General features: G+C 64.5%; 14 protein-coding genes and 2 CRISPR repeat arrays. Of the genes, 5 read left to right on the top strand and 9 right to left on the bottom strand.

Features of this window, described 5'->3' with window-relative positions; all coding sequences use genetic code 11:
• Window positions 1-167: 167 nt before the first annotated feature.
• Window positions 168-1016, bottom strand: coding sequence for a mechanosensitive ion channel family protein (locus tag ACFO27_RS02175; protein WP_376815800.1), 849 nt, complete (start codon window positions 1014-1016; stop codon window positions 168-170).
• Window positions 1017-1407: 391 nt separating this feature from the next.
• Here ACFO27_RS02175 and ACFO27_RS02180 point away from each other — a divergent pair, with 391 nt between their 5' ends.
• On the top strand, window positions 1408-1656 hold the full coding sequence (locus ACFO27_RS02180) for a hypothetical protein (protein WP_376815801.1): 249 nt from the start codon (window positions 1408-1410) through the stop codon (window positions 1654-1656).
• A gap of 125 nt (window positions 1657-1781) precedes the next feature.
• On the opposite strand, the gene gnd is transcribed toward ACFO27_RS02180, so the two are convergent.
• From gnd to csy1, 5 genes are all read right to left on the bottom strand, one after another.
• Window positions 1782-2813, bottom strand: a complete 1032-nt coding sequence (gene gnd, locus ACFO27_RS02185) for a phosphogluconate dehydrogenase (NAD(+)-dependent, decarboxylating) (protein ID WP_376815802.1) — start codon at window positions 2811-2813, stop codon at window positions 1782-1784.
• A gap of 187 nt (window positions 2814-3000) precedes the next feature.
• A CRISPR array of direct repeats spans window positions 3001-5671; the repeat unit is 28 nt; unit sequence TTTCTCAGCTACCTGCGCGGCAGCGAAC.
• 129 nt (window positions 5672-5800) lie between these two features.
• A complete protein-coding gene (gene cas6f, locus ACFO27_RS02190) occupies window positions 5801-6367 on the bottom strand; it encodes a type I-F CRISPR-associated endoribonuclease Cas6/Csy4 (protein WP_376815803.1) in 567 nt (188 codons plus the stop codon).
• Window positions 6368-6372: 5 nt separating this feature from the next.
• A complete protein-coding gene (csy3, locus tag ACFO27_RS02195; RefSeq protein WP_376815804.1) occupies window positions 6373-7398 on the bottom strand; it encodes a type I-F CRISPR-associated protein Csy3 in 1026 nt (341 codons plus the stop codon).
• Window positions 7399-7434: 36 nt separating this feature from the next.
• A complete protein-coding gene (csy2, locus tag ACFO27_RS02200) occupies window positions 7435-8478 on the bottom strand; it encodes a type I-F CRISPR-associated protein Csy2 (protein WP_376815805.1) in 1044 nt (347 codons plus the stop codon).
• On the bottom strand, window positions 8475-9851 hold the full coding sequence (csy1, locus tag ACFO27_RS02205; protein WP_376815806.1) for a type I-F CRISPR-associated protein Csy1: 1377 nt from the start codon (window positions 9849-9851) through the stop codon (window positions 8475-8477). The genes csy2 and csy1 overlap by 4 nt, the downstream gene beginning before the upstream one ends.
• Window positions 9852-10099: 248 nt before the next feature.
• On the opposite strand from csy1, the gene ACFO27_RS02210 reads away from it, so the two are divergent.
• Window positions 10100-10411 carry a HigA family addiction module antitoxin gene (locus ACFO27_RS02210; protein WP_376815807.1) on the top strand — a complete coding sequence of 104 codons (312 nt, stop codon included), beginning with the start codon at window positions 10100-10102 and terminating at the stop codon, window positions 10409-10411.
• 40 nt (window positions 10412-10451) lie between these two features.
• On the opposite strand, the gene cas3f is transcribed toward ACFO27_RS02210, so the two are convergent.
• The 3 genes from cas3f to ACFO27_RS02225 all read right to left on the bottom strand — a co-directional run bounded on the left by cas3f (window position 10452) and on the right by ACFO27_RS02225 (window position 17002).
• A complete protein-coding gene (cas3f, locus tag ACFO27_RS02215) occupies window positions 10452-13847 on the bottom strand; it encodes a type I-F CRISPR-associated helicase Cas3f (RefSeq protein WP_376815808.1) in 3396 nt (1131 codons plus the stop codon).
• Window positions 13844-14851 (bottom strand): type I-F CRISPR-associated endonuclease Cas1f, encoded by a 1008-nt coding sequence (gene cas1f / locus ACFO27_RS02220; RefSeq protein ID WP_376815809.1) that lies wholly within the window; start codon window positions 14849-14851, stop codon window positions 13844-13846. Before cas1f ends, cas3f begins: the two co-directional genes overlap by 4 nt.
• Before the next feature lie 114 nt (window positions 14852-14965).
• Window positions 14966-17002 (bottom strand): OPT family oligopeptide transporter, encoded by a 2037-nt coding sequence (locus tag ACFO27_RS02225; RefSeq protein ID WP_376815810.1) that lies wholly within the window; start codon window positions 17000-17002, stop codon window positions 14966-14968.
• 169 nt (window positions 17003-17171) lie between these two features.
• Between ACFO27_RS02225 and ACFO27_RS02230 the strand changes: the two genes are divergently transcribed.
• From ACFO27_RS02230 to mutS, 3 genes are all read left to right on the top strand, one after another.
• The gene (locus tag ACFO27_RS02230; protein WP_376816385.1) at window positions 17172-17354 is read left to right on the top strand and encodes a type II toxin-antitoxin system HicA family toxin; all 183 of its coding nucleotides are present in this window, start codon (window positions 17172-17174) and stop codon (window positions 17352-17354) included.
• Between the two features lie 25 nt (window positions 17355-17379).
• On the top strand, window positions 17380-17769 hold the full coding sequence (locus ACFO27_RS02235; protein ID WP_323000491.1) for a type II toxin-antitoxin system HicB family antitoxin: 390 nt from the start codon (window positions 17380-17382) through the stop codon (window positions 17767-17769).
• A 78-nt stretch (window positions 17770-17847) separates the two neighbouring features.
• Window positions 17848-19557: direct repeats of the CRISPR family, unit length 28 nt; unit sequence TTTCTCAGCTGCCTGCGCGGCAGCAAAC.
• Between the two features lie 239 nt (window positions 19558-19796).
• On the top strand, window positions 19797-22394 hold the full coding sequence (gene mutS, locus ACFO27_RS02240; protein WP_376815811.1) for a DNA mismatch repair protein MutS: 2598 nt from the start codon (window positions 19797-19799) through the stop codon (window positions 22392-22394).
• Window positions 22395-22466: the final 72 nt, after the last annotated feature.

Here is a 22466-nt window from a genome sequence, read left to right on the forward strand (position 1 = left end):
CGATCCGCTGGTCAAGGTGCTGCACGAGCTGATCAACCACACCGCCCAACAGGACGCGCGCATCCAGCGGCTATGCTCGGCCCTGGAAGACCTGGGCCAGCGCATCGAGAACGGCCAGCGCCCGCTCGACGCGGAGCGGCTGAACCGAATGGTGGAGTAGGACGGGCTCAGGCGTTGGCGGCCTTGCCCTCCGCCGCCGGGACCGGGATCGCCTGGACCTCGCGCAGGGGGATGGGCGAGCGCAGGCCCGCCTGGCGCAGCGCCTGGGGCGCCCGGCGGTGCAGGTCGAAATACACGTCCCAGTACTTTTCCGCCGGGGTCCACACGCGGATGTTCACCATGATGGTGCTGTCCCGGTATTCCATCACCATGACCTGGGGCGCCGGATCGGCCAGGACGCCGTCGTGGCGATCCACCAGCGCCTGCAGCGTGCCCAGCGCCGCATCCAGGTCGTCGTCGTAGCGCACCCCCAGCATCATGTCCAGGCGACGGGTCTTGTTGCGGCTGTAGTTGGTGATCGGGCTGCCCCAGACCAGCGTGTTGGGCAGCAGGATCTGAATCCCGTCGGCCTGCACGAAGCGCGTCATGAACAGGCCGATCTCGTCCACCGTGCCGGAACCCTGGCCGCCGATGGCGACGAATTCCCCCGCGCGCACCGGCCGCAGCACCAGCAGCATGATGCCGGCGGCGAAATTCTGCAGCGTGCCCTGCAGGGCCAGGCCGATGGCCAGGGCGGAAGCACCCAGCATCGCGACCAGGCTGGCGGTCTGCACGCCCAGGCGGGCCAGCACGGCCAGCAGCACCACGATGCGCACCGCCCAGACGGTGACGCTGCGCACCATGGGCACGATGGTCGGATCGATCCGGGGCGAGCGGTCCGCGATGTGGCGCATCCAGCGCCCCAGCAGATTCGACACGGTCCAGCCGACCACCAGGATCGCCAGGGTCACGCCGAGATGGATCGCAATGCCGCTCAGATCGGGCAGGCGGGACAAGAAAGCCTGAAACTGTTCCATGGCGGAAACCTCCGGGAATGAAGCGAAAGGAACGCCGATTTTACGTCGGCCCGGATCTGCCCCGATCGGCCGTTCGGGCGGCTGGCGGGCCCGGCTTGCGCCATGGCCGTTTTATCCACGCGGATTGTGGACAATCCCATGGACAAGTCCTGAGGGACTTCGCTTCTTCTTTACAAATCAAAGAGATGGATTATCGGGCAGAAAAATGACCGTTTCATGAAAACGGCCGGCCGCGCCGATTTATCCACCCGGTCTGTGGACAAATCCATGGACAAGCCCCGAGCATCCCAGGGTTTTCCCTGCGCCACAAGGGCTTAGGCGCGACGGTCGGAAATCGTCCAGGACCGGTCCGGTCTTCGAGCCGCGTGATGATGGGTCTTGGCGGATGGAAATGTCCCGCCGTCCAAGCGGCCGAGTGCGGGCCCTGGCCCAGCGCAGCGCCACCACCGCGCGGCACAACGCCCGGCTCGTGCAGCAGGCCGCCGGCGCCACCGGCCTGCAGGAACGCCTGGCCGACGAAGCGAAGGATTCCCTGGCCGCCTACCGGCAGGACATGGCGGTTTTATCCACGGGGATTGTGGACAATCCCATGGACAAGTCCTGGGGGACTTGTTTTCCTCTTTTCGAATCAAACGGATAAGGTCTCGGGCAAAAAAATGACCGATCCATGACAAGGACCGGCCGCGCGAAATTATCCACCCTATCTGTGGACAAGCCCATGGACAAACCTCGGGCTTTCCCTGATTTCAACGATGGGGCAAAGGGTTACGCTGAACGGTTGATTTCCGTCCCCGGCTCCTCGTGCCCGCCGAAGCCCTTGCGCATCGCCGACAGCACCTTGTTGGCGAATTCCGCATTGCCACGCGACTGGAAGCGCTCGAACAGCGCCGCACTGAGCACCGGCACCGGCACGCCCTCGTCGATGGCCGCGTGCAGCGTCCAGCGCCCCTCGCCGGAATCGGACACCCGACCGGCGAAGCCATCCAGCCCCGGGTCGGCCTGGAGCGCCCGCGCCGTCAGGTCCAGCAGCCACGAACCGATCACGCTGCCCCGGCGCCAGAGCTCCGCGATTTCCGGCAGGTCCATGTCGTACTGATAGTGCTGCGGATCGCGCATCGGCGCCGTTTCCGCGTCGGCCGCGTGAGCGCCCTTGCCCACGTTCGCATGGCGCAGCAGGTTGAAGCCTTCGGCGTAGGCCTGCATGATCCCGTACTCGATGCCGTTGTGCACCATCTTCACGAAGTGCCCCGCCCCCGCCGGCCCGCAATGCAGATAGCCTTGTTCCGCCGTACCCGCGCCGTCACCGCGACCCGGCGTGCGCGGGGCGGCGTCCCGACCCGGCGACAGCGCCGCGAACACCGGATCCAGCCGCCCGACCGCGGCGGCGTCGCCGCCGATCATCAGACAATAGCCCCGGGCCTGGCCGTGTACGCCGCCGCTGGTGCCGACGTCCAGGTAATGGATGCCCCGAGCCGCCAGCGCCCGCGCCCGCCGGATGTCGTCGTGATAGCAGGAATTGCCACCGTCGATGACGACGTCGTCCACATCGAGCAAGGGGGTGATCTGGTCCAGCAAGCCGTCCACCAGCCCCGCCGGTACCATCAGCCAGACGGCCCGGGGGCGCGGCAGCCGTTCGACCAGATCCGCCAGCGAGGCCGCACCGACCGCGCCGTCCGCGACCAGCCGCGCGACGGCGTCTTCCTGCGGGTCGTAGACGACGCAACCAATATCCTTGTCCATGAGCCGGCGCGCCATCCCGGCGCCCATGCGGCCCAAACCTACCATGCCGATCTGCATGTGAATCTCCGTGATTTCCGAGCTGCCTGTACGGCAGCTTGCTTCAGCAAGATAGTACCGTCATCGTCCGGATTGTCATCAACGGCCTGTGCGCAAGACGGAAGGACCGCACACGGCATGACTCCGTTTCTCCACCATCTGTGCTCGCAGCGAGCTTGACCTGGTCGTCGCGCAGCGGCTCCTCGTATTTCTCAGCTGCTTATGCGGCAGCGAACGGCGGCGAAATACGGAAAGCTGGGCGCGGACTTTCCTCAGCTGCCTGTGCGGCAGCGAACTTCCGGATACTCGGGATCGTAGGGAGGGATCATTTTCTCAGCTGCCTGCGCGGCAGCGAACCCGGCCGCGTCCGCACTGCCGCCGGTGATCATTTTCTCAGCTGCCTGCGCGACAGCGAACCAGCTTCTGCGCCACCAGCGGCGGCACGATGTTTTCTCAGCTGCCTGCGCGGCAGCGAACCATGTCGGCCGCATCGGCGCGGCGGCGGTTTTTTTCTCAGCTGCCTGCGCGGCAGCGAACGGGTTATCCACGGCGGCTGTGGGCAAGTCGGTTTTCTCAGCTGCCTGCGCGGCAGCGAACAGCGATGATGCAGACATGCACCAGGACAATCTTTTCTCAGCTGCCTGCGCGGCAGCGAACGAAATGCAACGTCAAAGAATGAGCCAGATCTTGTTTCTCAGTTGCCTGCGCGGCAGCGAACGCTCACTTGCGGGAATTGTGTGGCGAGCTTGTTTTCTCAGCTACCTGCGCGGCAGCGAACGAGCGTGGAAATGGCGTGCCTGCTGTCCGAATTTTCTCAGCTACCTGCGCGGCAGCGAACATCAAGCGCCCCACGCTGGCCGCTATCGTCCATTTCTCAGCTACCTGCGCGGCAGCGAACATCGCCCGGTCGGGGTGGGTGTAGGGGCCCCATTTCTCAGCTACCTGCGCGGCAGCGAACTGTGCCCACCTGACGAGCATGTCCTCATCGCATTTCTCAGCTACCTGCGCGGCAGCGAACGTGGAGATCGACGCGGCGATCATGCGCGGCGATTTTCTCAGCTACCTGCGCGGCAGCGAACACCCAGGGCCCGTTCCAGCGTCTTTCGGAATCTTTCTCAGCTACCTGCGCGGCAGCGAACTCGGCCTGTTCCAGCATGTGGCCAAAGCACCATTTCTCAGCTACCTGCGCGGCAGCGAACTTCCGCATCGGCCGGGCCGCGCATCGACACCATTTCTCAGCTACCTGCGCGGCAGCGAACGCGCCTGGAGGCCGTCCGCGAGATCAAGGAAGTTTCTCAGCTACCTGCGCGGCAGCGAACACCTACCAGGAAGCCCTTGCCCTGTACGTTCATTTCTCAGCTACCTGCGCGGCAGCGAACGCGCAAAGCCCAAGGAAAAGCCCTACAAGCTCTTTCTCAGCTACCTGCGCGGCAGCGAACCCACTGGATGACCTTGGCATCCGGATAGCCCATTTCTCAGCTACCTGCGCGGCAGCGAACCCTGAAACTGGCCATCGAGACCGGCATGCGTCTTTCTCAGCTACCTGCGCGGCAGCGAACTGGTCGTTGTAGTTGATGCAGTAGGACGGCAGTTTCTCAGCTACCTGCGCGGCAGCGAACATCAGTGTCCTGTATCTGGACCAGTGCCCGAATTTCTCAGCTACCTGCGCGGCAGCGAACGCTGACGTGCCGGATGCGACCGCGTGGGTCGATTTCTCAGCTACCTGCGCGGCAGCGAACGTACGTTCCCACCAGCCGAGGATTCGCAGCAATTTCTCAGCTACCTGCGCGGCAGCGAACGCCGGCATCATTACGCTCAAGGCGCGCCACGCTTTCTCAGCTACCTGCGCGGCAGCGAACCAGGGCGTGGCGGACATCAGCCTGCTGGACCTTTTCTCAGCTACCTGCGCGGCAGCGAACTTTTCAGCCATGGTCGGCCCCTTTCGCCGCACTTTCTCAGCTACCTGCGCGGCAGCGAACACCATGGCAAGCCATCTTCATTCGCTTCCTCATTTCTCAGCTACCTGCGCGGCAGCGAACCGCGCCTGGTCGCGCTCCATGCCCGCGATCTTTTTCTCAGCTACCTGCGCGGCAGCGAACAGCCACTGACCAGCCACAACCCGAAACGTCGGTTTCTCAGCTACCTGCGCGGCAGCGAACGCGCAAGGCCTGGTGGTCCAGGTCGCCGACCATTTCTCAGCTACCTGCGCGGCAGCGAACTACGCCTGGAAATCCTCGCTGTTGGTGATCATTTTCTCAGCTACCTGCGCGGCAGCGAACGGTTCGTGGAAATTTGTGCCCAAGAAGGGTTTTTTCTCAGCTACCTGTGCGGCAGCGAACGGCACGATTCGCTTAGGCGCCTGCTTCTGATTTTTCTCAGCTACCTGTGCGGCAGCGAACCCCCCCTACCCCCCTTCCAGGGGGATCTGGATTTTCTCAGCTACCTGTGCGGCAGCGAACGGGCTGGCGGCAAAGCGATGGCCGGCTGTGGCTTTCTCAGCTACCTGTGCGGCAGCGAACCCCACCCTCGCCCAGGCCCTGGAGCGCTACCTTTTCTCAGCTACCTGTGCGGCAGCGAACGACCCTGCTACCGGCACCTGGGAAGTCATCGATTTCTCAGCTACCTGTGCGGCAGCGAACGTCTCTGTGACCGAGGATCTTCGCGAGTTTGTTTTCTCAGCTACCTGTGCGGCAGCGAACCACGGCCTGATCCGGGCCGAACCCGGGAACGTTTTCTCAGCTACCTGTGCGGCAGCGAACGCCTTGCGCTCGTCGCTCCAGCGGCGGATTTCTTTCTCAGCTACCTGTGCGGCAGCGAACTTTAAAATCAATACATTGTTGTGACAATTTCATTTCTCAGCTACCTGTGCGGCAGCGAACTAGAGGCAAAAAAACCTAACTTATTGATTTTTTAAAGATCTTCAGCAAGAAAGTACAAAACACCCAAATTCCTGGGTGTTTCGTAACCCACTGATTTATAAGGGTCTTAAAAACCCCTTCAGAAAAGGGTCAGAACCAGGGCAGTGTGGCCGTGCTGCTCAAGCCATAGGCGTTGAACACGCCGGCCACAGGCTGCGGTTCCGCGTCTCCCAAGGCCAGGAACAGGCAAAACCGCTGCCCCGTGCTGGCGCTGCGCAGCTGCACATAGGGGAGATCCGGCTGCCGTTCCACGCCATCGGGGATGGCCTGCACCGCCTGCTCATAGGTTTCCCCTTTTCTGCGCATCCGTCGATGACGCAGACGCTCCGCGCTGGTCTTGAACTGGCGACGCAACAGCCGCCGATGCTGGACATCCCGTGGCACGGCAGACAAAGCCCCCAACTCCACATGGTCACGCATCCCTCGCAGCCAGTCGGTGGACAGCAAGGTATTCAAGGCACTGTCGCTGCCATGCACCCGCATGATCCGCCCCAGGGTGCGCGGCTGCATGCTGTACTGAGGGAAACTGACTCCGATTGCATCCGTACCCAGTCCCACCAAGGCGCGGTGAAACTTGGCATACAGGGCTCCCAGCAGGTGGGCCTGGCTGAATTCGGGATCAGGCAGCAACCTAGCGTCGATGTAGTGGGTGCTCATGGGCATCACTTCCCGGCATCGCCGAACACGCCGCCCCGCACCAGCACCGCCATGACGAAATGCTGCTGCTCGATATCGGGGACCTTGTCCTTGAGCACCCAGTCATCGAACAGATTGTAGAAGTCGAGGCTCGGCTTGACCTTGGGCTGGCGATAGGCCTTGCCTTGCGTCGTGACGGAGCCATACGGCTCCACCGCGATGGGTCCCAGACTGTCCGCCCCGCTGTACCAATCATCGATGGTCCGGATGGCATTGCCCAATTTCTGGGAATGGATCGCGGCCACGCCACCCACATCGTAGAGCGTCTTGCTCTTGTCGCCCCGGCCCCGCTCCAGCACCAGCTCCTGGGAGGGGAAGACTTCCTGCCCCGCCCCGATCCGGGCGAAAGCCGTAACTTGCAGCAGGACATGGCGCTTGCCCGCCAGACCGTCCGCGATCAAGGCCGCCACGGCATCCCGGTCCGCCTGCGCGTCGCCCGCCTCGAAATTCCTCAGTCCCAAGGACAAGGCATCGAAGGTCCAGCTTTGCGTGACCCTCCCCCGCTCCAGCAGGGAGACGATCACGCTCACTTCTTCGGCACCGACCCGGTTGCGCCACAGGAAACGGCCATTGGCGAGGTTATGGGCATACCGGCGCGCCAGTTCGGTGAAGCCATTGGCCTCGACATAACCACCCACCACCTGCATCAGCTTGGCCTCATACTCCGCGCTATTGCAGGCGGAAGGTTTCCCGGTTCCGGGCAGCACGCGCAGCGTGAAGCTCACCTTCAGCGTATCCGCATCGGCCGGCAAGGCGGCCACGTCCACCGTCTGCAGATTCGGGTTCTCAATCGCGGCATCCAGCTTGGCGGGATCCTGCTCGGCGGCCTTCAGGCGGTTGGAAATCGTGCCGCGCACGGACTTTTCCTTGATGCCGACGGCAGGCCACTGGTCGGCTTCGGACTGATCATCCCACTGCCCCGCGGCGAACAAGGCATCGGACGGGTCCAGCTTGCGCTCAAACGCAAGGACGGAAGCGGTTTTCAAGGACATGGCAGATTTCCTTTCCTGATGAATAGTGGATTGCAATCAAAGGGTTTCCGCGCTCATCGGCGGGTGGGATGGATACTCGGCGTCATCTTCCTCCAGCAAGGGCTCATAGCCGTTGCAGCAGCGGTAGAGTCCGTCGTCATGCGCTTCGCCCCACCAGAGCAGGTCCTGTACGCGTTGCAGACGATGCGGGCCGACCCACTGGCCGATGGAATACACGCCCTCCACGAACCGGAACGGCGTGCTCTGGTCGCGCGCATTGGCGACCTGCCCACCCGCGTACAAATCCGACAAAGCGGCATAGCCGACAGGGATGGGCACGATCCAGCCCGACCCCTCGGGCCGATCATGGGTCCAGATGACACGATCTTTCTCGTCCCGGCCACTGCGGTAATTGAAACGGGACAGATCCAGCCAGGCGTCCAGCACGGTGGCCTCCGGATCCTGCAGGCGCAGTTGCTCCAGACGCCGCTGCAGCAAGTCATCCCGTCCCACCAGAGCGAATCCCGGCAGCCACTGGCGACGCAAGCGCCGGAACAGTACCTGCCGCTCCGCTTCCTGGTCGGGCCAACCAATCAGCGACGGCGTGACTCGAATACCGAGGCCAGGTTTTGGCGGCAACACCGACCCGCCGGCAATCCGCATGGCCCCCACCAGATTCCGAATATCCCAGGCGATTTTCTGGCGCAATGCCCCATCACTGTGAAACAGGGGATGCGTCTCGCCCTCTTGCTCGACCACGCCCAGCTGGAATACCAAGGTCAGGTCCAGATGGATGCGGCCTTCTTCAACGATGGCGGCCGTGCTGCCATCCTTGTCCACCGGATTACGAGTCAGGCGGAAAGTCCGCACGTAACCCTCCTGGGTCTGCTCCTGATGCCAGTGGCAGATCACCCCGATCTTTTCCAGCTTCAGGGGGATATCCGCCTGCGCCAGTTTGCGCCCCAGCGCCCACATGAAACCCAGAAAGGCCGTCATGGATGGGAAGCCATGCGTCAACGGGCTGGAAATCGCATTGGCATTCTGGACACGCACATGCGGCAGAACCAGCAAGCCGTCGGGTCCTCGGTCTTTCAGATTCATACGGTGCCCTCCCGCGTCGGGATGTAGTGCGGCGCATCCCGGTCTGTCCGCAGTTCATGCAAGGCACGCGCCCAGCCTGCTTCATCCTCATCGAGCAGCAGCTCTTTTTTCCAATGACGGTGCTCGATTTCTCCGACGTACTTGAAATGCTCCCTGAGCCGTTCGTTCAGCCAATTACCGAAGCGGTGGCCGATCTGCGCCGGCCAGTCCATGAACAACCAGCCGCTGCGAAACTCGCTGTCTTCTTCGGCGCGCCATGGATCGAACCAGAACCGCTCCTCACGGACCAGCACGCACCGAGGATCCGCCGTCCAGCCCGTGGGCAAGCTGCGCCGGATTTCGCTGGCCATGGCGACCAGTTCATCGATCAGACGATCCACATAGGCATCCACCCGATTTCTGGTTTCCATGTTGGATGGCGGGTCTTTCCGCAGGAAACGCAGGAATGCCCGAACGACTCCTCTGACATCCCCGTAGCGCATGAATACAGGACCAAATATGGAGGTCACGCCCCAGAGCTGGCGCGGCACGTTCTGATCCCAACGTGGGGGCAGTGAGCCCAGCAGATAGCTGACCCCGCCACGCTCGGAGTTGAGCTGAGAAATATTCTGGGGCTTCGTGCCGCCCAGCTTGCGCACAGCCAGCGCGGGATAGTCACGGAAGACACCCTCGTGCTCCCTGCCCTCCCTTCGTGCGGCCCGAGCGGCCTTGTTGGCTTCGCCAAACCGGTCTTCCTGGAGCATCTCGTGAACGGACTGAGCCAGGGATGTCGCATACAACGGGGCCAGCAGGTGATATTGCGCATCATCGGCGGCGTCTTCACCCGTCAGCCAATAGATCTGCTTGGCCAGGGCATGGCTTGCCACATCTTCATCGCGGGCTTGCACCAACCCCACAAACGCCGATTGCCACTCCCGCGCCTTGGTCTCATCATCATTCAGCGCCTGCAACACGGCCGGGTCATCCTCCGACAGCCAGTCCAGGAGCGTACGGCCATCGACCTCCAGTTTCAGGAATTTATAGACATCCAGCGCCGCCGCGTTGCCGACCACGTCGCTGGCAAACCCGGCTCCCAGCAAATGACTGCCCACCACCGCGTGAGGCGTCATCCTGGATGGCTCCACGAACAGGTTGGTGCCTCGCGCGTCGGGATGCACCGCCTTCAGAGCATGCGTTACCGCCTGGATCTGGCGGACACGCCGGGCGGCATCTTCCAGCCAGGCGGCGGGCTGGTATTGGGCGACCAGGTCCTCCCGCTTGGGGTCGTCCGTGGGAATTTTTGAGAGCTTGGCTTCCAGGCGTTCCTGCAAAAAAGCCGCGATCACTTCACGGATGTGATGAATTTGTCTTGCGAGGTCTTGTGCTTTCGACATGAATCCCCCAACATGGAACTATTTTATGTACACTACCACTGTACTTGATACTTTTCAATAAGCACTCTACTGAGCAAGTAGCTGAGAAAACTGTTCGTGAGACCTTCTCGTAACAGTCATCCTTTCTGCCGCACAGGCAGCATCCTCATCTGGACAGACGAAGGCCCGGCTGAAGTCGAGATCGTGGACTACCATTGACCGGACACCTCGCTGGAAATGGAACAATGCTTCGATAGAAGGACTCCGACATGATCAAAAACGGCATGCGCCCCGTACATCCCGGCGAAGTCCTGCGCGAGGACTACCTGATCCCCCTGGGGATGAGCGCCAACGCACTGGCTCGCCACCTGCTCGTCCCGGCCTCCCGCATCAACGACATCCTGCTCGAACGGCGAGGCATCACGGCAGATACCGCGCTGCGCCTGGCCCGTTATTTCGGCGGTGACGCGCAATCCTGGCTGAATCTCCAGGCCTCTTTCGATCTGCGAACCGCGGAACTGAACCCAGAGTTGCGGACGGCGCTGGCAACGCTTCGCCCCATGGAATCCGTTCCAGCATAAGCGGCGACCTGCCGATCCAGCTTCCAATCCCATCTCCCCCTCACCCCTTCACCGCAAACCCCAGCGCCGGATGCCAGAACCAGCCTTGCTCACTGGCGGGCAGCGTAGCGCGCGCATAGCGCTGGGCGAATGCACCCAGGGGCAGACCCAGAGCCTCGGCCTGATCCGCCATGCAGCGCGCGAAATCCTCCTCCACACTCCAGCAACCGATCCCCTCGCCCTGAACCATCGCGTCCGGCACATCCCGGCGCTGGTTGGCATCGATGCGGACATGAAGTTCCTGAAACTTCCGCTCCCCCTCCTCGACTCGGCACAAGCGGAGCACATCATCCTCATCGGGCAACCAGACCACCTCCACATCGGGCCGGGGCTGATCACGGAACGGCTGCGCCTGCTGCAGGAAAGCGGTCAGCCGCGCATGGTCCCGCAACCAGAAACTGGTGGCGTTCAATGCAGGCGCCCGCTCCGGCGGCAGCATCTGGTGCTCCATCCGGACATGTTCGAGATCGACCAGATTACCGGCAGGCTGGCGATCCGATCCGGCGCGCGCAACGATTCGCGGCCGCGCGTCGATGGGCATGCGCTGATCGCCATCCAGCCAGGGCGCCAACAGCGCCGTCAGACGGTGCGGCCGCAGGGGATAGTCCGGACTCTCGAAACCCGGTCGGCAAAAAGCAGGCTGGCCCGGCCTGTCGAAATGCTTCAGGTTGCTGTCGCACACCAGCAGATTGGGCTGTGACACGGCCTTGTCACGGCGATGACGCCACACCCGGCCCGCGAGTTGAATCAGCGACCGCATCGAAGAGGGCTCGACCACGGCCCAGTCATAGTCGTGATCCCGTCCGACCTCGGTCACGGGAGAGCCCAGCACGACGAACAATTGATCCCGGGCCTCCACCGCATCGATGCGCCGCCGCACGTCGGGCAGATCGAACACCGCGGCCTCCCGACGCCGATCCAAGGCGGTATCCAACAAATGTTCGATCCGGGACCGCAGGAACAACGGAAACTGTGAATGATAGACACAGAGATGGACGTGCACGCCTGGAGGCGCCCCCAGGCGGAACAAGGCCAGGGCCACCTCGAACAGCGGATCGATATTCGCCATGCGGATCAGGCCGAAGCTGATCCGCTTGCCACTATGCGGGTCTTCGGTGCAATGCAAGGCATGCAAGTCCAAAGCGGCATCCCGCAGAAGGCCGGCAAAGGCGCTCCGGCGGCCCGCCTGATCCAGCTTGCCCAGTTCCCCAGGTAACGGCAGCAGGCGAGCCATGCGACGTACCGCCTGCTCTCCCAGCCGCCGGGCACGGTCCGCAGCAAAAGCCTGGTGCGCCTGACCGAACCGTTCCGCATCCGGACAGTCCGCGTTGGTCTGCGCGAATTCATCGATCCAGAGGCAGCACACGGAGGGCGCTTCCGACGGCCGGGCACCGCGATTGCGCTGGAACCAACGGCGGCCCTCCAGGTAAGCCATAAACAAGCCCTGGATCAGTGCGGGCGGCAAGGTCGCCGAGGACACCAGGACACGCGCACCCAGCAAACCTGCCCAGTGCACGAGACGAGCCAGCGCCGGCAGGTCGGACAGATCGAAGTCGTCCGGCTCATCCAGCACCAGGTCCCCCGTCATCAAACGCAGCATGGGCACGATCTGGCGGCCGCCGCGCAAACCCTCCGTGGCCGGTGTCAGATGATCGACGGTGCAAACCAGCAAGGGCGCCGCGAGAAAGCGCCGGACGCCGGCATCCTTTCCCAGATGATCCAGCACCGGATGGCGGTCATCGCCGTCGTAGACGACATGGGTGGTCTCGTCCAGCAAGGATTGCCGGGAGGCGGAACCGCTGTCTTCGGCAAGCTGCGCGTAATACTCGAACAGCTCGCGGCTGGCCGCGCCCCCGACCCGGATGGCCAGTTCGTCATCCGGCAGGCCCAGGTCTTTCTGAAATACCCGGCCCGTCTGCAAGGTCAGGGTGCGCAGGCCGACGGCGAATGCGCAGCGCAGACCCAGCACGGGATCGGCCAGCGCATTCATGATCCGAGCGTTTCCCAGTGTCTTGCCGCAGCCGGTCGATGCCATGTTGACGATGAATGCACCCTGATCCGCCGCGCGCGAACGCACCCCGGCGGCGAGATCAGCCGCCTTGTCCTGCCAGCGGAACGCAGGATTCAGGCTGCGTTTTTTCAGCCCCCGGTGCCCGGCCAAATGGCGCAGATCCCGCGTCAGGACCGGCAGCGAATGCACGATCCGGCCCGCATGCAACTCGACGCCCAGCAGATGCTCGTCCAGCGGCTGCAACAATGCGCCGGTCTTGCGTTGGGTATTGGCGAACAAGGGAAAATCCTTCTCTCCCGTGGTTCGATCCTCTTCCGCTTCCAGGCTGGAATAGTGATGATCCCCCAGCATCAAGGCCAGACGCGATACATGCATGACGTAGGGATCGCCCAGGCAGCCCTCGATCCCCGGCAGATCCGCCAGCAGATCCCGGGCGATGCGCGCGGCCCGCTTGCGCCATTTCAAGGTCCTCACCGGCAAGCCATGGGGAAATTTCCAATAGGGTTCGATCTTCCTTTTGGATATCGCCGGCTGTTCGCCCCACGGCTCGTTCCAATCCGCGTCGATCTGGCTCAAGACGGCATCCAGGGTCCGGCCATTCACCCCTCGAGGTGATCGGCCATGCCATAAACGCGTCGACTCGAGGGACTCGCTTGCGCTGTACGGCAGGGCGGGCAGGCGGTGGTGCGTCAGCACCAGCCAGGCCACCGCCTGAGCCAGGGGAGGCAGACCCTTATCCGATGAAGCGAACGGCTTGTGGTCGCGCGCAGCCGCATCCAGGCCGTCACGCAGCAGGCGGCCTTTCCTATGATCCAGCCAGGGGGCCTCGAAACGCCCTCCGTCGGCGTTTTCCTCGCCCCCATCGGCCAAGCGCCGCAGCCACCCTGCGTCATCATCCTGGCCGACAAATGCCTGGAACAGGCGCACGGAGACCCACTCATGGCGATAGCGGTTCTTTTCCCGGGGTGCCGCGTGCCGCAAACGATCTTGAAAGGACTGGGTCGCCTTGCCCAGGTCGTGCAATAGCGCGGCCAGGGCGGCAATTCTGCGGATCGTCCGCAGGCTGTGCCAATCGTTCTCGTCGCCGCGCCGCAAGACGTCGCTTGCGGTCGTGTTCGTCGGCACGGCGCCTTCGGCGTTGAACTGCCGGGCATCACCGACGATCCACAGCAGTTCGCTATGATCACGGCCCCGGATCCAGTGACAGGCCACGGCCGTGTTCTTGCGCGCCGTCTGGCGCAGCAGTTTCCTCAGGGTATCCAGGCCTGCCCGGGTCATCGCGGTCTGCCAGGTCCGGTCGCCCCGCCGCTCGGCAAATTGATCCAGGATCCGGCGTGTTTCCGTCAAAGCCCGCTTGCTGCATTGGGAAACCAGCAGGACATTCATGTCTTGTCTTCCCGGCCCGAAGCGCCAGGGGCGGCCTGGCGGGCGGTCGTCATGGCGATTTCCTTGACCGTATCGATCATGAAATCCAGGGACTCGTCGCGCGTCAGCGCCTCGATGCAGTTGCGGCGGAACTGCTGCTCATCATCACCCCGCATGGCGGACAGGAAGGCCTGTGGCAGGATGCAGGCGTCCTTCACCAGGTCCGCCACGTCGAACACCAGCCCGCCGCGACGTGTCTTGCCGTGCAGGACCGCCAGGCCATGCGGCAAGCCCAGCACCCAGCATGCCGTGGCGCCCAGCCCGTAGGCAAGATAATTGCCATGATCCAGGAAACGGTTGGCGGGATCGACGCCGGACCCGCGCTTGGCCCGGGTGAAGTCTTCGCCATAGCCAACCGCGTCGACGGCCAGCTTGAACAGCGCCTTGGTCAGTCTGGCTTCCTCGGTCAGCAGATCGACTGTTTCACCGGCCTGGTCCACACGCCGCGCGCTCTGCGTCAGCAAGCCATCCAGCCGCTCGACATTCACATTGAAGCCGGACTCCCGCAAGCCCGCCTGGCGCCACTCTGCGTTCAGACGCCGGATGCGGGCCTGCTGCAGAGCCTTGGCGGCGGCCAGCCGACGGGCATCATCGAACCAGAATCCCACCCATGCCTGCAGGTATTCCGTCGGCCGGTATTCACTTTGCGGACTGAGCCAGGCGACCTCGACGTCGACTTCGTTGGCGGAGAACAAGGGCGTCCCGCCGCCTCCGCAGAAGCCCACCAGCACGCCGGCCTTGGCCAGTTCCCGCATCGCGGCCTGGGTGATGGATGTGCCTGTTCCCAGCAAAATGCTGGTGGTGTTGGCGATCGGTATGTTCCAGTACAGGGAACGCTTGCCCGCGTCCGTCACATACTCGACGCGGCCTCCATTGACCAGTACCCGGCAATGCTCCAGATAGTAGATATTGGCCCGCTTGGAGTGCAGGATCGTCTTGAGGTCGGAAGCCGCGATATCATCCATGAATCCTTTTGTAACATAAAGGACGAGGACCGCGTAGAAAACTCCAAGGACCAGGCCGTCCTGCAAGCTTCCACGAAACCCACAGGTCGACGCGGCGCCCTCACCTCGGCAATCTCACCCCTTCCCGGCCGCCCCTGCCGCCGCAAGCACGCGCCGCACGAACACGGCGCACATGAGGACGAAGGCCAGCAGCCCGATGACGGTGGCTGTCGCTGCGAACCCGGGACCCGCCACGGCCAGCGGCGCATCGCCGCCGCCGGATGCCATGGAACCCACGATCACGATGGCCAGCACGACGCCCACCAGGCTCTCGCCCACGATCAGGCCCGAGGCGAACAGCGTGCCCGTGCGTTCGCTCGCCTGCTCGCACCGGGCGCGGTCCGCACCGGACTGCAGCGCCTGGGCGCGGACGCGGCCCCGCACGAACCACGAGATCAAGGCGCCGACGAACAGCGCCGTGGCCACCGTGGGAGGCAGGTAGACGCCCATGGCCACCGCCAGCGGCGGCACGCGAAACCGGCTGCATCGGCCCAGGATCCGGTCGAAGACGATCAGCACCGCCCCCACCAGCACACCGATGCGGATGTACGTCCAGTCGAGCGTGTGGCTGAACAGGCCCTGCGCGATGGTGATCATGAGCGAGGCCTGCGGCGCGGCCAGGGCCTGGGCGGGATCCATGCTCTCGCGCGGCAGGCTGCCGATGAAGCCGTAGGCCTCGTAGAGCAGTTCCAGCACCGGCGGGATCGTCACCGCGCCGATCACGCAGCCGATGATCAGCGCCGTCTGTTGCCGCCACGGGGTCGCACGCACCAGCCAGCCCGTCTTCAGGTCCTGCAGGTTGTCGTTGGAAATCGCCGCCACGGCCACGACGACCGAGGTGCAGAACAACGCCAGCGCCGTCATGAAACGCACGGATTCGGGCCTGCCCAGCAGGTCCTGGGCCTGGCCGATACCAATGAAGAGCATGGATGAGGCCAGGATGGCGATCACGGCGATGCCGGAGATCGGGCTGGCCGATGAGCCCACCAGGCCCGCCATGTAGCCGCAGGCGGCCGCCACCAGGAAGCCGAAGACGAAAGCCAGCATGACGCCGGCCACCACCAGGGACCAGGCGGCCATCGTGGGCAGCCCGGAGTCCGCCACGAAAGACTGGAACGTTGCGCCCAGCAGCAGGATCATGAGCAGCGTCAGCTTCAGCAGCAGCCCGGGCGGCAGGTCGGCGTCGGTGCGGTCCTGCCCCGATTCGCCCGACCCGCGCTTCAGCACCGACAACGAAATCCGCATGCCTTCGATCATGGGCCGGATCAGCGTCAGCAAGGTCCAGACGGCCGCCACGGCGATCATGCCGGCGCCGATCAGGCGCACTTTGGAGACCCAGATGCCGGTGGCGAAGCTTGCCAGGCTGGCGCCGTCGGGCATGGGCGCGAGCGACGTCAGCCAGGGGACGGCGACGCCCCAGGACAGCACCACGCCCAGCAGCATCGCCACGCCGCCGACGATGCCGACCAGATACCCCGCGCCGACCAAGGCGAAGGACAGGCCCAGGGGCAACTGGAATACGGCGCGCCCGACGCTGAACCAATAGCCTACGCTGTCGCCGGCCAGCCGCAGGCCGCCCGTCAGCAGGCTGAAACCGCCCGCCAGCACACCGCCGGCCACGATGTCGCGCAATCCGCCGGATTGCCGGGTTTCCGCGCCCTCGCCCGGATTCTGCCCGACCTTGAGAATCTCGGCCGCGGCCACGCCTTCCGGATACGGCAGATCGCTGTTGACGACCAGCGCACGCCGCAGCGGCACGGTGAACACCACGCCCAGGATCCCGCCGCAGGCGCAGATCATGGCGGTCTGCATCAGGGGGAAGCCCGTCCAGTACCCCATCATCAGCAGCGCCGGCAGCACGAAAATGACGGCGGACAATGTGCCCGCCGCGGACGCCTGCGTCTGGACGATGTTGTTCTCCAGGATATTGGAGTCCCGGAACGCCCGCAGGACCGCCATGGAAATCACCGCCGCCGGGATCGAGGACGCGAAGGTCAGGCCCACCTTCAGGCCCAGGTAGACGTTGGATGCGGTGAACACCAGGGTGATCAAGGCACCCAGAACCACGCCCCGCAGGGTGAGTTCCTTCAGCGATGCGTGCGACTCGGGCATGATGATGTTCGATCCTCGGGGGAAAACAGACATCTGCGCATTGTATCCACCCGCAGCGACCCGCTGTGACACAGCCCTTTCCAACCGCCACCCGATCTTTGTCGAATGCCGGCTTTCTCCAGTTTCTATCGCCATTGTGTATTCTTATATGTTGTGTATAATTACACAAATGAACAGCACAGACCTTATCAAGCAACTGAAGGCCGACGGCTGGTATCTGGTGCATACCGTTGGGTCGCATCACCAGTTCAAGCATCCGACCAAGCCCGGCAAGGTCACGGTGCCCCACCCCAAGAAGGACCTGCCCCTACCGACACAACGCAGCATCCTCAAACAGGCCGGTCTCCGATAAACGACCCGGCCAGGAGAAACCCCCAATGCTCTATCCGATCCACGTGCACAAGGACCGCGACAGCGCCTACGGCGCGTCCTTCCCCGACTTCCCCGGCTGCTTTGCCGGCGCCGACGAATTGCAGGACCTGCCCCGCGCCGCCCAGGAAGCCGTCGAGGCGCATTTCCATGGCGAAACCGAAGCAATCCCCGGGCCCAGCGCACCCGAAGCCTGGGAAGGTCACGAGGACTTCGAGGGCGGCTTTTGGATGATGGTGGATATCGACCTGTCCAAGGTCAACACCAAGGCCGTTCGCCTGAACATCAGCCTGCCGGAAAACCTGGTGCATCGCATCGATGCCATGGCCAAGGCCCAGCATTTATCGCGCTCCGCGTTCCTGGCAAAAGCAGCCGAGCGAGAAATGGCGGAAGCTTGAAGTGAGGGCCTGAGTTCGGCACTCCTTCGCTGCTTGCACACATTACCGCCACGGCCCCAGCGCTGTCGCGCCCCCTGTTTTCTCAGCTGCCTGTGCGGCATCGAACGGCGCGATCAGCGGCGTGAAGTCGCCTGGCCATTTCTCAGCTGCCTGCGCGGCAGAAAACGGCCGACGAATGCCCACGCGACGAGCTTGAATTTTCTCAGCTGCCTGCGCGGCAGCGAACTTGCCGAACTCGATCACCTTGCCGCCATACATTTTCTCAGCTGCCTGCGCGGCAGCAAACACATCGAGCAGGGATGCGGGCAGCGGCGGAAGTTTCTCAGCTGCCTGCGCGGCAGCAAACCCCTGTTTCGTCAGCTCGGCGGTCATCGTCTTTTTCTCAGCTGCCTGCGCGGCAGCAAACGGCTTTCACAAGCGCCACATGGTCATCGAGCATTTCTCAGCTGCCTGCGCGGCAGCAAACCAAGTCGCCGGCCTGGAAGCCGAGCTTCTGATTTTCTCAGCTGCCTGCGCGGCAGCAAACTGGCTGCGCACCGGCCTGGTCAATCGCAACCTTTTCTCAGCTGCCTGCGCGGCAGCAAACTGGCTGCGCACCGGCCTGGTCAATCGCAACCTTTTCTCAGCTGCCTGCGCGGCAGCAAACTTTTCGTCTACGCGGGTCGGCTATGGAGCGCATTTCTCAGCTGCCTGCGCGGCAGCAAACATTTCGCCTCGGAAGCCAAGCCGGCCGATGGCTTTCTCAGCTGCCTGCGCGGCAGCAAACCGGTATTTCCAGGTCCGGCTGGTGATCGAGACTTTCTCAGCTGCCTGCGCGGCAGCAAACACTGCGAATCCGAGGCAAGTCGGAGATCTGCATTTCTCAGCTGCCTGCGCGGCAGCAAACTCAGGTAGGCCAGGTCCATGGCGTCTCGCAGGGTTTCTCAGCTGCCTGCGCGGCAGCAAACGACATGTTCGGCGAGGCCCTGCGCGCCTTCGTTTTCTCAGCTGCCTGCGCGGCAGCAAACGACCTGGTGACGATGCCGCCGAATCATTTTGATTTCTCAGCTGCCTGCGCGGCAGCAAACCTGCAGGACGCGGCCAGGTCAACCATCGTGCATTTCTCAGCTGCCTGCGCGGCAGCAAACGAGAAAGAAGACTCTGCGGCTCGCCCGGCCCATTTCTCAGCTGCCTGCGCGGCAGCAAACATCATCTGGTGCGCCGCCATCCCCGGCTTGCATTTCTCAGCTGCCTGCGCGGCAGCAAACTGCTCATGTATCAATCCCAATGCTGTTGTGCCTTTCTCAGCTGCCTGCGCGGCAGCAAACTACGGCAGCGTGCCCGAGGACTTCATCCCCTGTTTCTCAGCTGCCTGCGCGGCAGCAAACCGGCTACAACAACCTGGCGACGGCTCGTGCGTTTTCTCAGCTGCCTGCGCGGCAGCAAACGCTGGGCTTGTCCGGGCGGCTGGGCCGGCGCATTTCTCAGCTGCCTGCGCGGCAGCAAACGTTCCGGGAAGCGTGGGACGCCCTATCCGATAATTTCTCAGCTGCCTGCGCGGCAGCAAACCCTTGATACAGGGCTCATCCGTGCTATCACAATTTCTCAGCTGCCTGCGCGGCAGCAAACGCGCCCAGCTTCTTGCCACTCTTCGACCGAGATTTCTCAGCTGCCTGCGCGGCAGCAAACAACGCGATGGCGTCGTCGTGGAATGCCCGCATTTTCTCAGCTGCCTGCGCGGCAGCAAACGGTTCGTTCGTCCAGCGAGACAGGATCTTGATTTTCTCAGCTGCCTGCGCGGCAGCAAACTAGAGTAAAAACACCCTAACCATCTGATTCCTAATGATACTCACCTCCCATAACCCCCAAAACCCAATTTTTTAACGCTCGCCCAAGCCCTTGATTTTCAAGCCTTCCATGCAGGTCCGCGGAAAAAGGGTCCCCGTGCCGGAACCATCCCTCACTGACACGCCCCTCCCCCTGACACCCCCGCCCCATTGAACGATAATACGTACCTCCCCGTTCCACCCCCTGTCAGCATTCCGTCCATGTCCACCCCCGATCTCTCCGGCCACACCCCCATGATGCAGCAGTACCTCCAGCTCAAGGCCCAGGCCGGGTCGCATCTGCTGTTCTACCGCATGGGCGATTTCTACGAGATGTTCTACGACGACGCGGAACGCGGGGCGCGGCTGCTGAACCTGACGCTGACCAAGCGCGGCACGTCCAACGGCGCGCCGATCCCGATGGCGGGCGTGCCGCATCACGCCATGGAAAGCTACCTGGCGCGGCTGGTGGCGCTGGGCGAATCCATCGCCATCTGCGAGCAGATCGGCGACCCGGGCGCCAGCAAGGGACCGGTCGAGCGCAAGATCGTGCGGGTGGTCACGCCCGGCACGCTGACCGACGACGCGCTGCTGCCGGCCGACGACGACCGCCGGATCGCGGCCTGGGTCGTCGGGCGCGGCCATGGGCGCGAGACCGTGGGCCTGGCCTGGATGAACCTGGCCAACGGCGACTTCAAGGCCTGCGAATCGACATCGGAACTGCTGGATGCGGAACTGGGCCGCATCGCGCCCGCCGAGCTGGTCTGCGCGGAGCAGGCGGACACCGGGGCGCTGGAGGCCTGCGGGCTGGACGCGGCGATCAGCCGGGTGCCGGACTGGCACTTCGAGGCCGACGGCGCGCGCGACACGCTGCTGCGCCATTTCGGCGTGAACGACGTGGGCGCTTTCGGGCTGGACCATCTGCCGCTGGCGACGCGGGCGGCGGGCGCGCTGCTGCGCTACGTCGGAGCGACGCAGGCCCAGGCGCTCAACCACGTGCACAGCCTGTCGGTGGACGCGGGCGGCGACTACGTGGTGCTGGACCCGGCCACGCGGCGCAACCTGGAAATCACGGACACGCTGAACGGCGGCGACGGTCCGACGCTATTCAGCACGCTGGACCACGCCCGCACGCCCATGGGCAGCCGCCAGCTGCGCCGCTGGCTGCAGGCGCCGCTGCGCGACAACCCGCAGGCGCGCGCCCGACAGGACGTGATCACGCAGTTCCTGCGGGCGCCGGACGCCGACGGCGCGCTGCGCGCCCTGCGCGACGCGCTGCGCCCGCTGCCCGACCTGGAGCGCATGGCGACCCGCCTGGCGCTGGGCACGATCCGCCCGCGCGAACTCGCCAGCCTGCGCGAGGCGCTGGCTGGGCTGGACGCGCTGGCGCAGGCCACCGCATCCGCCTTCGATGCCCGGGGGCTGCTGGCCGACTGCCTGCGCGACGTGCCCGTGGACCCGGCGCTGCACGCGCTGCTGGCGCGGGGCATCGCCGCCGAGCCCGCCCCGATGGTGCGCGACGGCGGGGTGATCGCCCCGGGCTACGACGCCGAACTGGACGAACTGCGCCAGCTGGCGGGCGACAACGGCGCCTTCCTGCTGGAAGTCGAGGCTCGCGAACGGGAGCGCACCGGCATCGCCAACCTGCGGGTGGAATACAACCGCGTCCACGGCTTCTTCATCGAGGTCACGCGCGGCCAGGCCGACAAGGTGCCGGACGACTACCGCCGCCGCCAGACGCTGAAGAACGCCGAACGCTACATCACGCCCGAGCTGAAGGCCTGGGAGGACAAGGTGCTGTCGGCCCGGGACCGCGGCCTGGCGCGCGAGAAGCTGCTGTACGAACAGATCCTGGCGCAGGCGGCCGAACACGCGGCAGCCCTGGCACGCAGCGCCGCCGCCCTGGCGCGGATCGACGCGCTGGCCGGGCTGGCCCACCACGCGCGCGCCCACGGCTGGGTCGCGCCGGAACTGACCGACGACATCCGCCTGGACATCGAGGCGGGCCGCCACCCGGTGGTGGAGCACAGCATCGAATCCTTCACCCCGAACGACTGCCGCATGGACGAGGAACGCCGCATGCTGCTGATCACGGGGCCGAACATGGGCGGCAAGTCCACCTACATGCGCCAGGTGGCACTGATCGCGCTGCTGGCGCGCGCCGGCAGCTACGTGCCGGCCGCGCGGGCGAAGATCGGTCCGGTGGACCGCATCTTCACCCGCATCGGCGCGGCCGACGACCTGGCGGGCGGACGCTCGACCTTCATGATGGAGATGATGGAGGCGGGCGTGATCCTGGGGGCCGCCACGCCGTGCAGCCTGGTGCTGATGGACGAGATCGGCCGGGGCACGTCCACCTACGACGGCCTGGCGCTGGCCTGGGCCATCGCCCACCGGCTGCTGACGCACAACCGCGCCCTCACGCTGTTCGCGACGCACTATTTCGAGATGACCCGCCTGCCTGAAAAGACCCACGGCGTGGCCAACGTCCACCTGGCGGCGGCCGACGCGCCCGACGGCGTGGTCTTCCTGCACGAGGTCCGCCCGGGTCCGGCCAGCCAGAGCTACGGCCTGCACGTGGCCCAGCGCGCGGGCATCCCGCCGGTGGTGATCCGCCACGCGCGCAAGGAACTGGCCGAACTGGAAGCCCGCAACCGGGCGGACTCCCAGCTGGCGCTGTTCTTCCAGCAGACCGAGGAAGAATCCGGCGGCGACCCGGACGCGCCGCTGCGCGCCGCCCTGCAGGCGCTGGAACCGGACAGCCTCAGTCCGCGCGAGGCGCTGGAACTGATCTACCAGTTGCGCCGCGACTTCCTCTGATACGGATACGCACGGCGGACCGGACCCCGGGCCGCCACACCCACGGTGCACGGCCCGCCGGCCCGCCCGACA

The sequence above is a fragment of the Castellaniella denitrificans genome, assembly GCF_042653765.1.
Classification (GTDB): domain Bacteria; phylum Pseudomonadota; class Gammaproteobacteria; order Burkholderiales; family Burkholderiaceae_B; genus Castellaniella; species Castellaniella denitrificans.

Coding starts and splice junctions, on each gene's coding strand:
- cas3f (WP_376815808.1), bottom strand. CDS start 13,847: ATGAATGTCCTGCTGGTTTCCCAATGCAGCAAGCGGGCTTTGACGGAA.
- cas1f (WP_376815809.1), bottom strand. CDS start 14,851: ATGGATGATATCGCGGCTTCCGACCTCAAGACGATCCTGCACTCCAAG.
- ACFO27_RS02235 (WP_323000491.1), top strand. CDS start 17,380: ATGCTCTATCCGATCCACGTGCACAAGGACCGCGACAGCGCCTACGGC.
- csy3 (WP_376815804.1), bottom strand. CDS start 7,398: ATGTCCTTGAAAACCGCTTCCGTCCTTGCGTTTGAGCGCAAGCTGGAC.
- ACFO27_RS02210 (WP_376815807.1), top strand. CDS start 10,100: ATGATCAAAAACGGCATGCGCCCCGTACATCCCGGCGAAGTCCTGCGC.
- ACFO27_RS02225 (WP_376815810.1), bottom strand. CDS start 17,002: ATGCCCGAGTCGCACGCATCGCTGAAGGAACTCACCCTGCGGGGCGTG.
- csy2 (WP_376815805.1), bottom strand. CDS start 8,478: ATGAATCTGAAAGACCGAGGACCCGACGGCTTGCTGGTTCTGCCGCAT.
- ACFO27_RS02180 (WP_376815801.1), top strand. CDS start 1,408: ATGTCCCGCCGTCCAAGCGGCCGAGTGCGGGCCCTGGCCCAGCGCAGC.
- gnd (WP_376815802.1), bottom strand. CDS start 2,813: ATGCAGATCGGCATGGTAGGTTTGGGCCGCATGGGCGCCGGGATGGCG.
- cas6f (WP_376815803.1), bottom strand. CDS start 6,367: ATGAGCACCCACTACATCGACGCTAGGTTGCTGCCTGATCCCGAATTC.
- ACFO27_RS02230 (WP_376816385.1), top strand. CDS start 17,172: ATGAACAGCACAGACCTTATCAAGCAACTGAAGGCCGACGGCTGGTAT.
- mutS (WP_376815811.1), top strand. CDS start 19,797: ATGTCCACCCCCGATCTCTCCGGCCACACCCCCATGATGCAGCAGTAC.
- csy1 (WP_376815806.1), bottom strand. CDS start 9,851: ATGTCGAAAGCACAAGACCTCGCAAGACAAATTCATCACATCCGTGAA.
- ACFO27_RS02175 (WP_376815800.1), bottom strand. CDS start 1,016: ATGGAACAGTTTCAGGCTTTCTTGTCCCGCCTGCCCGATCTGAGCGGC.